Here is a 6915-nt window from a genome sequence, read left to right as displayed (position 1 = left end):
GAAGTTGATCCATCATTTCTCTCTCAGAAATGGTATTGGTTTTTTCAAGCAAACGATCAGCAAGAGTTGACTTACCGTGATCTATATGTGCTATTATGCAAAAATTCCGTATATTATTAATCATATTGATCTTATTCTAAACTTTTACTACTTTTAAATGCCGCTTTTTTATCCATAATACAAATATTCACTTATCCCAGATCGGAACCTCTAAAAATGAGTAGTGCTACAGCGTAGACTGATAGCTTTAAATTAAGTCTGTCTGTTTAAAAGACATAAGGCGTTAACCTAGGTTAGGTAATGGATATTACCTAAAAATTAATTTGATATGCCTACTTTTAGTATAGCTAACAATAAATTATTTGACTATATTTAACCATAAAAAAACTTGCAAGTTACTTATTTTAATTTATGAAAATTTCTTATTAAACCTATTTTTTCTTTATTTATCTATTCTTATTTAATGAGCAAATCGTTCTTATGCACAGATTTCCTGCTTTGAGGCTACTTTTTAGGATTCTAATTTAATATTAGTAATTTACAAAGTTGTCAAAATTTATTAGATTAAAACTAAAACCTATTTACTTAGGATATTTATGTAATATAATTCGTTATAGTTAACCTCTAATTAGAGAAAATAAGAGAAATAAGCTAAAATATAATCAGTTCCCTACATATATTCCCGATCGTCAAATATATACCCGTCAAAAACAGAATTTTGTACTAGAGATTACACATAGGAGACAATACATTGGCAAATATTAAATCAGCTAAAAAGCGAGCAGAAATTGCTGAACGTAACAGACAACGCAATGTTGCTATTAAATCTTCTGTTAAAACAGCTATAAGAAAAGTATTGGAAACTGTAAAAGAAAATAATACAGAAAAACTTGTAGCTGCGTTAAATAAAGCTTACAGCGTTATTGATAAAGCTGTAATAAAAGGTGTCTTACATAGAAACACCGGGGCAAGAAAGAAGTCCCGTCTTACTAGACACGTAAATAAGCAAGAAGTTCCTGCAACAGAATAAGAAATTTTATAAATTTACTTTTTAAAAAATCCGATGTTATTGCAGCGGATTTTTTAATAGCAAACTTTAAGATTATTTTTTATTGTTCTTAACTCAATTTGCTGGTTAGATAAACTTTTGCTTTTAGATTACCACGCAAGTATGACTATTTCTTAAAGCCACGAGTCAGGGCTCGTAATGACATACATCATTATTCAACTAGCAACTTGAGTTGTATTTTAAGTATTTCTCAACAACTTCAAAATATTCTTTAAATGACGCTTAGAGATTGCTTCACAAGATAAATTTTAAAAATATCCCTGCTGAAAGGTTCGCAATTGTGAGGTGACACAGTCACTTTTTTAAGTCATCAACCCTTCCAATAATACCCAATGTCATCACGAGGTTTCTAAAAGATCCCGTGGGAATCTTTCCAAATAAGGAACAAACAAAAAATTATTGCGTATTTTAAAACGCAAATCTGTCATTGCGAGCGAAGCGAAGCAATCCATTAAATAATGCTATAATTTGGATTGCCACGTCGGGCTTTCAGCCCTCCTCGCAATGACAATATCACTTTATGCGTAGGTATTTTTTGTTACCTCCTTAGTAATATAAGCAATAAGCCACCTTGGAAAGATTCCCACGGGATCGAAGATCCCTCGGAATGACAGTTTTACCCTTATTAATCACTTATTTACCATCACCATTTAACTTATCATTAAGTCCAATTAAAATTTATACTGAGTTTGAACGCCTATTCTTTGGCTATCTTGTCCAGATTTATTATCAATATGTACTAAATTAAGCTGCATCTTTAAATTTTGCCCACTTAAATAGTAATTACTACCTAAAGTATACTCATAGATGTCATCTTTAGCTATTTTAGAATTTGGATCAAACTGATCAAGTCTTGCAACTAATTGTATTTTTTTTGTCAAATCATAAGTATTATGAACATACCAGCCATCAGCTTTCCTGCTTGCTAAATTATACCCGCTCGCAGAAGCAAGCTCTCCTCTAATTGCATATTTCTTGTATTTATAACCGGCATAAGCACTTAAAACATCAAAATCATACGTGGTTTTCCTGCCTGTATTATAACCACCACCAAGCTCGAGTTTTCCTAATTGGGGAAGTTTATATAATGGTTTAACTACTGCCCAGGTAGCAACACTTAAATTATTATCCCCATCATTTGTATTTTGACCATCACCATTATAAAAACCAGCACTATAATCTATAAAACTCCAATTACCTGCTGCTTTTACACCAAGATCACGAATATCACTAAAATTTCTAGCTATTTGAGCTCGTTCAATGGTATCTAAAGATGATGAAGAAACTGTTCCTTCTATACCAATTGGGACTCTTGTTTGTCCAAGATAAATATTATGATGAGGAAGAATATCAGTTACAACATAAGCATCACCCAAAAGCCCTTTAGATGAACTGGTAAATGTTCTTTCCGGCTTTAAACCAATTACGTAATTAATATGAGGATGCAGTTTTCCTGACAAGGCAAATTCTGCAAGTGGAATTCTAAAATTAGACGGATAAACTGTACTTCCCTTTCTGGTTACTCCAGAATATCTAGCCTGGAATGCCCCATTTATCTTAAAGTTTTCTCCGAAGCTATGCTGCCATGCTTGTTTATCAGTTTCTTCTAATTTAGCCACACTACCTTTTAAGGTATCAACTGACTCTTCAAGAGTGGCTACTCTTCCTGCAAGAGTTTGAATTTCTCCGCTTAATTCCTGTCTTAGAATATCAAGCTGGGTCTTCTCCGCCTCACTCAACTCTACCCTGTCTTGCTCAATTCTTCCTGTAAGATTTACAAGAATAACTGCTGCTTCATTACGTGTTAATGGCTTATTGCCGTCAAACTGTTCTCCTGGTTTACCGACTAACAAGCCATATTTTTTAGTAATGTTTTCTAGTGATTTATATGCCCAATGGTTATTATTAAAGCTTTTACCTGCACTTACTTGGGTATTACTGTATTTTAAATCCTGCAACTCTTGCAAAGTTATAGTTTTTGCATATCCCGGCAAAGATACCATTGTTAACATCAAGCTGACTGTTAACAATTTCCTTTTAGCATTAACCTTTCTCATATTTTTCTCCTCAATGAAATTGTTCTATCAACATTTTTCTCTAATTTTACTATGCCTAATAATTTCTCCCTCAATCATATAGATTATATCTTCAGCAATATTAGTTGTATGATCTGCTATACGTTCTAAACAACCACTTACAGACAAAAAATCAAGCAATACGCTTATATGTTCAGGATGAGCACTTAGCTGATTCTTAACTACCATGTAGGTATTGCGGTGTAATTCGTCAACTTCATCATCAGCAATACAAACTTCTTTAGCAAGCTCTGAATTCATATGGACCAATGCATCCAAGCTTTTCTTAAGCATCAATTTTACCTTTTCTGCCATACTGGAAAAATCTATAGGAACTTCCTGCACATTATGTCTGGAGATATTAACTGTCCTTTCAGCTATCTTAACAGCCATATCACCAATACGCTCAAGGTCATTATTTAGTTTAAGGGCTGCAATGATATAGCGAAGGTCCACTGCAACCGGCTGATGTAAGGCAAGTATTTTTAAACACTCTTCTTCTACTTCTATTTCTATTAAGTCAACTTCTTGATCTTTATTAATAATCTTTGCAGCTAGGTCAGCATCCCTTTCCATAAAAGACTTAACAGACAAGTAAACACTTTCCTCTACAACTGTACTTAATGTAAGAATTTTCTGCCTTAAATTATTTATTTCTCTTTGCAAATGTCTTGGCATTGGACTTACCTCCTTTTTAATCTTTGTCTGATTAAATTAAACTATTAAGCGGCTTTGCCGCCTCCTTATCCAAATCTTCCGGTAATGTAATCTTCTGTTTGTTTTATTTTCGGTTTGGTAAAAATCCGCTTAGTATCTCCAAATTCAACCAAATTTCCTTCATAAAAGAAAGCTGTAAAATCAGAAACACGAGCAGCCTGTTGCATATTATGAGTAACGATTATAATTGTATAATCACCTCGTAATTCACCGATTAAATCTTCAATACGTGCTGTGGCTTTTGGATCAAGGGCTGACGCTGGTTCATCCATAAGCAATATTTCAGGATCAACAGCTAACGCACGAGCTATACACAAACGCTGCTGCTGCCCGCCTGATAAATCGATAGCACTTTTATTCAGTCTATCCTTAACTTCATCCCATAAACCAGCACGTATAAGACTCTTTTCAACTGTTTCATTAAGTTGATCACGATTCTTAATTCCATAAATCCTGGGACCATAGGCAATATTATCAAAAATTGACTTAGGGAAAGGATTGGATTTTTGAAATACCATACCAACTTTTTTTCTTAAAGCCACCACATCAGTCTCAGATCCATAAATATCCTGTCCATCAATTAATACTTTTCCTTCTATATATGTGTTGTCAATAATGTCGTTCATTCTATTTAATGTACGTAAGAATGTTGACTTTCCACAGCCAGATGGGCCGATAAAAGCTGTTACAAGACCTTGAGGGATATCCATAGAAATATCAAATAAGGCCTGAGCTGCACCATAATAAAAATTGAGGTTGCTAACACTGACTTTATTAACTGAATTAAGATCTAAAACACTATTTGCTTTGTTGAAATCTGTATTTACAATTACACTATCTACCATTTGTACTTCCTTCTAAAGTGAATACGTAAAAATATCGCTACCAAATTTACACTCAAAATTAAAGTTACAAGAACAAGAGCAGTTCCATACTGCAACGGCCTTACCAGCTCCATATCAGGATGTTGAGTTGCTAACACATATAAGTGATAAGGTAACGCCATTACCTGATCAAAAATTGATCTTGGCAACTCAGGCAAAAAGAAAGCTGCAGCCGTAAATAAAATTGGAGCTGTCTCTCCAGCTGCACGACTAATTCCTAGTATAGAGCCCGTTAACATCCCTGGAATAGAATATGGCAAAACATTTTTATAAATTGTTTGCCATTTAGTAGCACCTAATGCGAGACTGCCTTCTCTTAAATGCTTTGGAACAGCTCTTAAAGCTTCCTCGCTCGCCACAATAATTATAGGTAATGTCATACATGCCAGAGTTAAACTTCCTGCAAGTATTGACGCTCCAAATTTCAGAAATATAACAAATAACCCTAAACCAAAAAGCCCAAAAACAATAGAAGGTACCCCTGCCAGGGTAACTATTGCAAGCCTTATAATTTTTGTAAATTTGCCTTGCTTCGCATATTCAGTAAGATAAATTGCAGTAGCCATGCCAAGTGGCAAAGTTACTACAATGGTACCTAATACCAGATAAAACGTACCGACTATTGCTGGAAATATTCCACCTTCAGCTCCACCACTCCTGGGGGCAGTTGTTAAGAATTCCCAGTTAATTGCAGGTAATCCGTTATAAAGAATATCAAAGACAATATAGGCTACTATAAGAACAATAAAGTACGATATTCCGCACATTAACCAGAAAATAAATCTATCTTTTACTTTGGATGTCATTATACTCTCCGATACTCTTTAAGAACTTTTTGCGCAACGACATTTAGAATAAATGTTAACAATAATAAAATAGTTCCTACAAGGAAAAGGGCTTTATAGTGATCACTACCAAACGCTACTTCTCCCATTTCAGCAGCAATAGTAGCTGTCATTGTTCTCACTGATTCAAATGGATATAAAGTCATTATTGCAGCATTACCAGTAACCATCATTACAGCCATGGTTTCACCTATAACACGACCAATTCCTAGCATTATTGCTGCAACTATACCTGGTAATGCATCAGGGAACGTGACTTTCCAGATGGTTTGCATTTTAGTAGCACCTAAAGCCATGGATGCCTGTTTATAAGAAGCTGGTACACTTCTTATAGCATCATCAGATATTGAGATAATGGTTGGAATTGCCATTAATGCCAATAATACGGCGCCAGTTAAAGCATTTAAACCCGTACCAAGGTGAAATACGTTTTTTACTATCGGAGCAAGCACTACCAAACCAAAAAAACCAATTACTACTGATGGTATACCTGCTAAAAGCTCAATAAATGGCTTTAAAATTTCTTTTTCAATAGGCCTTGCCAGTTCTGCAATATAAACGGCACCAATAACTCCAAATGGAATAGCAATTATTATCGCCATAGATGTTACCAGCAATGAACCTGTTAGAAGAGGTAACATGCCGAAATGCTCTTCAATAAATGATACTGGCACCCATCTGGAACTAAAGATATCAACGAAAGAAGTTTTTAACAGGAAAGGAGCTGATTCTTTTATAAGAAAGAAGAATATAAGCAAGACTATGATAATGCTAGTCAGAGAAGCTCCTGATAGTATTGTTTTTACTATATTTTCCTTTAATTCATGTTTTGTCATTTATCACTCCGTGACACACTTAAATATGAGAATAATTAATTATTTCTGTACACCAAGCACAGTATAGAGATCTATACTGTGCTCAGATTATTATTTATTACTTAATTGGAATATATTCTGCCTGTTTGACTATTTGCTGACCTTTTGAGCTTAATGTGAAGTTAATAAAGTCCTTAACCATTGGTGATGCTGGAGATTTAGTATAGAAGTAAAGTGCTCTTGCAATTGGATAAGAACCAGATTTAATTGTTTTTTCTGAAGGTAATATCGCTACTGAAGTATTTGTCTTTTTAACAGGCACTGTTTTTACTGAACCTTTAGCACCAACTGCATACCCAAGACCAGCATATCCAATAGCACCTGAATCTGATGAAACAGATTGCATTATTGATGATGTAGAAGACATTAATCTAGCTCTCGGGGAATAATCTTGTTTATCAAGAACGTGCTCTTGAAAGAAAACATAAGTACCTGAGCTTGATTCTCTTG

Annotated in this window: 6 protein-coding genes and 2 pseudogenes (1 of these 8 only partly in view); 1 reads left to right on the top strand and 7 read right to left on the bottom strand. The window is 34.4% G+C overall.

Annotation, left to right across the window (positions count from 1 at the left end):
* Window positions 1–124 (bottom strand): annotated as a pseudogene (locus tag A2255_02170) (elongation factor 4) (it extends 1670 nt beyond the left edge of the window).
* 627 nt (window positions 125–751) lie between these two features.
* Between A2255_02170 and A2255_02165 the strand changes: the two are divergent.
* The gene (locus A2255_02165) at window positions 752–1030 is read left to right on the top strand and encodes a 30S ribosomal protein S20 (protein ID OGI17760.1); all 279 of its coding nucleotides are present in this window, start codon (window positions 752–754) and stop codon (window positions 1028–1030) included.
* A gap of 710 nt (window positions 1031–1740) precedes the next feature.
* On the opposite strand, the gene A2255_02160 is transcribed toward A2255_02165, so the two are convergent.
* The 6 genes and pseudogenes from A2255_02160 to A2255_02135 all read right to left on the bottom strand — a co-directional run bounded on the left by A2255_02160 (window position 1741) and on the right by A2255_02135 (window position 6915).
* Window positions 1741–3126 carry a hypothetical protein gene (locus A2255_02160; protein OGI17759.1) on the bottom strand — a complete coding sequence of 462 codons (1386 nt, stop codon included), beginning with the start codon at window positions 3124–3126 and terminating at the stop codon, window positions 1741–1743.
* A gap of 27 nt (window positions 3127–3153) precedes the next feature.
* A complete protein-coding gene (locus A2255_02155; protein ID OGI17758.1) occupies window positions 3154–3822 on the bottom strand; it encodes a phosphate transport system regulatory protein PhoU in 669 nt (222 codons plus the stop codon).
* A gap of 65 nt (window positions 3823–3887) precedes the next feature.
* Window positions 3888–4691: a phosphate ABC transporter ATP-binding protein gene (locus A2255_02150; GenBank protein OGI17763.1), complete on the bottom strand. Its 804-nt coding sequence runs from the start codon at window positions 4689–4691 to the stop codon at window positions 3888–3890.
* Between the two features lie 8 nt (window positions 4692–4699).
* On the bottom strand, window positions 4700–5551 hold the full coding sequence (locus A2255_02145; protein ID OGI17757.1) for a phosphate ABC transporter, permease protein PstA: 852 nt from the start codon (window positions 5549–5551) through the stop codon (window positions 4700–4702).
* The gene (locus A2255_02140) at window positions 5551–6426 is read right to left on the bottom strand and encodes a phosphate ABC transporter permease subunit PstC (protein OGI17756.1); all 876 of its coding nucleotides are present in this window, start codon (window positions 6424–6426) and stop codon (window positions 5551–5553) included. Before A2255_02140 ends, A2255_02145 begins: the two co-directional genes overlap by 1 nt.
* A 97-nt stretch (window positions 6427–6523) precedes the next feature.
* A pseudogene (locus tag A2255_02135) lies at window positions 6524–6915 on the bottom strand (hypothetical protein).

The sequence above is a fragment of the Candidatus Melainabacteria bacterium RIFOXYA2_FULL_32_9 genome (assembly GCA_001784615.1).
Taxonomy (GTDB): Bacteria; Cyanobacteriota; Vampirovibrionia; order Gastranaerophilales; family UBA9579; genus UBA9579.
The sequence above is the reverse complement of the archived record's forward strand: the minus strand, read 5'-3'. Positions and strand labels throughout refer to the sequence as shown.

Bases quoted from the DNA above. Each gene is read 5' to 3' on its own strand.
- A2255_02145 (OGI17757.1), bottom strand. From the start codon at position 5,551: ATGACATCCAAAGTAAAAGATAGATTTATTTTCTGGTTAATGTGCGGA.
- A2255_02160 (OGI17759.1), bottom strand. From the start codon at position 3,126: ATGAGAAAGGTTAATGCTAAAAGGAAATTGTTAACAGTCAGCTTGATG.
- A2255_02140 (OGI17756.1), bottom strand. From the start codon at position 6,426: ATGACAAAACATGAATTAAAGGAAAATATAGTAAAAACAATACTATCA.
- A2255_02155 (OGI17758.1), bottom strand. From the start codon at position 3,822: ATGCCAAGACATTTGCAAAGAGAAATAAATAATTTAAGGCAGAAAATT.